General features: G+C 72.7%; 1 protein-coding gene. It reads right to left on the bottom strand.

What is annotated here, in order from left to right; genetic code table 11:
* A partial coding sequence (locus tag AB0M16_RS36140; RefSeq protein ID WP_365350789.1) for a condensation domain-containing protein occupies positions 1-2,934 on the bottom strand: 2,934 nt, incomplete at both ends.

Genomic DNA, 2,934 nt, shown 5'->3' on the forward strand with positions numbered 1-2,934 from the left:
ATGGAGGCGGAGCCGGCGTCGTCCTCGGTGATGCGGTGGGCGACGGTGAAGATCATCGACTCGGCCGGCGAGTAGCCGTTGACCAGCCGCACCTGAGGGAACTCCCGCACCAGGCGCATCACGTGCGGGATGGACGCGGCCTCGCCGCCGGTCATGACGTGGCGCAGTCCGGCGAAGACGCCCGGGTACTCGTCGAGGAGGAAGTTGAGCAGGCTCGCCGACACGTGCAGGGAGGTGACGGAGTGCTCGTGGATCAGCCGGGAGATGAGCGCGGGCTCCGGGCGCTGGCCCGGCTGCAGCACACAGGTCGCGCCGGTGAGCAGCGCCCCGAACAGCTCCAGGGCGAAGGCGTCCCACGAGACGGGGGCGCACTGAAGCCACACCTCGTCCGCGCCGACGGGGAGGGTGCGCTGGTTGGTGAGGGTGCCGACGACCGCGCGGTGCGGGGAGACGACGCCCTTGGGCGTGCCCGTCGAGCCGGAGGTGAACATGACGCAGGCCGCGTCCGCCGGGGTGGCGATCCGCTCCAGCGGGGAGACGTCCAGGGCGGCGATCACCGCGGCGTCCCGGTCGATCACGACCTCGGAGTAGCCGTCGAGGCGTCCGGACAGGGCGCTCTCGGTGACCACGAGCCGGGCGCCGGTCTGCCCGAGCACCACGGAGATGCGCTCCACCGGGAACTCCGGGTCCAGCATCGTGTACGTGCCGCCGGCCTTCAGGAGACCGAGGACCGCCACGACCAGGTCGACCGAGCGCGGCAGGTACACGCCGGCCACGTCGCCGCGCCGTACGCCGGACGCGATCAGGTGCCGGGCCATCCGGTTGGAGCGCTCCTCCAGCTCGCCGTAGCTGACCCGCCGGTCCTCGAAGACCAGGGCGGTCGCGTCGGGCGTGGCCGCCGCGCGCCGGGAGAACATCTCGTGCACGCACGACTCGGCCGGGAACTCGACGTCGTCGCCCGCCCAGTCGTCGAGGAGCGCGGTGCGCTCCGCGCCCGACAGGACGTCCCAGCGTCCCGCCGGCAGGTCCGGGTCGTCGAGCTGGGCCTCCATGAGGCGCTCGAGGCGGGCCACGAGCGCCTCGATGGACGCCCCGTCGAACAGGTCGGTGGCGTACTCGACGACGGTGAGGATGCCGGCGGGCTCGCGGTTCTCGTCGAAGGTCTCGGTGAAGCCGAAGGTGAGGTCGAACTTCGCGGAGCCGGTGAGGACCGGGTCGACTGCCACCTCGACGCCGGGCAGGGACAGCTTGGCCTCGGCGTTGTTCTGCACGACGAGCATGATCTGGAAGAGCGGGTGGCGGGCCAGCGAGCGCGGCGGGTTCAGCTCCTCCACCAGACGCTCGAAGGGCACGTCGGCGTGCGCGTACGCCTCCAGGTCGGTGGACCGGACCCGGGCCACCAGCTCGCGGAAGGTCGGGTCGCCCGACACGTCCGAGCGCAGCACGAGGGTGTTCACGAAGAAGCCGACCAGGTCGTCCAGGGCCTCGTCCGTGCGTCCCGCCACGGGGGTGCCCAGCGGCACGTCCGTGCCCGCGCCGAGCCGGGCGAGCAGGCCCGACACGGCCGCCTGGATCACCATGAAGACGGTCGCCTGGGACTCCCGCGCGAAGGCGAGCAGACGCCGGTGCAGGTCCTTGCCGAGCATGACCTCCGTTATCTCGCCCTGGTGGGAGGGCTCGGAGGGGCGGGGCCGGTCGACGGGGAGGGCGGTCTCCTCGGGGAGCCCGTCGAGGGCCTCCCGCCAGTAGTCGAGCTGGCGGGCGATCAGGCTGTCCGGGTCGGCGGGGTCGCCGAGCAGGTCCTGCTGCCAGAGGGTGTAGTCGACGTACTGCACGGGCAGCGGCTCCCAGATCGGGGCGTCGCCGGCGCTGCGGGCGGCGTAGGCGTAGGTCAGGTCGCGCAGGACCGGGCCCATGGACCAGCCGTCGCTGGCGATGTGGTGCATGACCAGGAGCAGGACGTGCTCGGTGGGGCTGACGACGAAGATGTCGGCGCGCACCGGCAGGGTCGTGCCGAGGTCGAAGGTGTAGCGGGAGGCCGTGTCGAGCGCGACCACCAGCCCGTCGGCCTCGACCTGGGTCACCTCGACGCTGACCCGCGCGTCGGCCGGTGGCAGGACCCGCTGGTGCGGCTCGCCCTCCAGCTCCACGAAGACCGTGCGCAGGGCCTCGTGCCGGGCCACCACGTCGACGATCGAGGTGCGCAGCGCCTCGACGTCCAGCGGGCCGCGCAGGCGGATCGCGAAGGCGACGTTGTACGTGCTGTTCGGCCCCTCCATCTTGTTGAGGAACCACAGCCTGCGCTGGGCGTAGGAGAGAGGGATGTCCTCGGGTCGGTCCATGACGCTGGAGCCCTTTCTCGCCTGGCGGGCATCGACGGTGCGCGCCGCGAAGTCGGAAACTGTGGGTGCCTCGAAGAGATCCGGTACGGCGAGTTCGACGCCGAGCGTGGAGCGGAGGCGGGTGATGAGCTTGGCGGCGAGGAGCGAATGGCCGCCCAGGTCGAAGAAGTTGTCGTCGATCGTGACGCTGTCGCGGCCGAGGAGTTCGGCGAAGAGCGCGCACAGCGCCTCCTCGCGCTCGTCGCGCGGGGCCCGGCCGCCGGCCCGCGAGACGTACGCCGGGGCGGGCAGGGCACGCCGGTCGAGCTTGCCGGTCGGGGTGAGCGGGAGGGCGTCGAGGACGACGTGACCGGCCGGGACCATGTACTCCGGCAGCCGGTCCGCCACGTGCGCGCGGAGCTCGGCCACCTCGGGCGGTGCCGCCGGGTCGGCGGGGACGACGTAGCCGACGAGGCGCTTGTCGCCGGGGGCGTCCTCGCGGACGACGACGGCGGCGCGGCCGACGGCCGGGTGGGTCGCGAGGACGTTCTGGATCTCGCCGGGCTCCACGCGGAAGCCGCGGATCTTCACCTGGTCGTCGGCGCGCCCGTGG

The sequence above is a fragment of the Streptomyces sp. NPDC051921 genome, from assembly GCF_040680975.1.
Classification (GTDB): Bacteria; Actinomycetota; Actinomycetes; order Streptomycetales; family Streptomycetaceae; genus Streptomyces.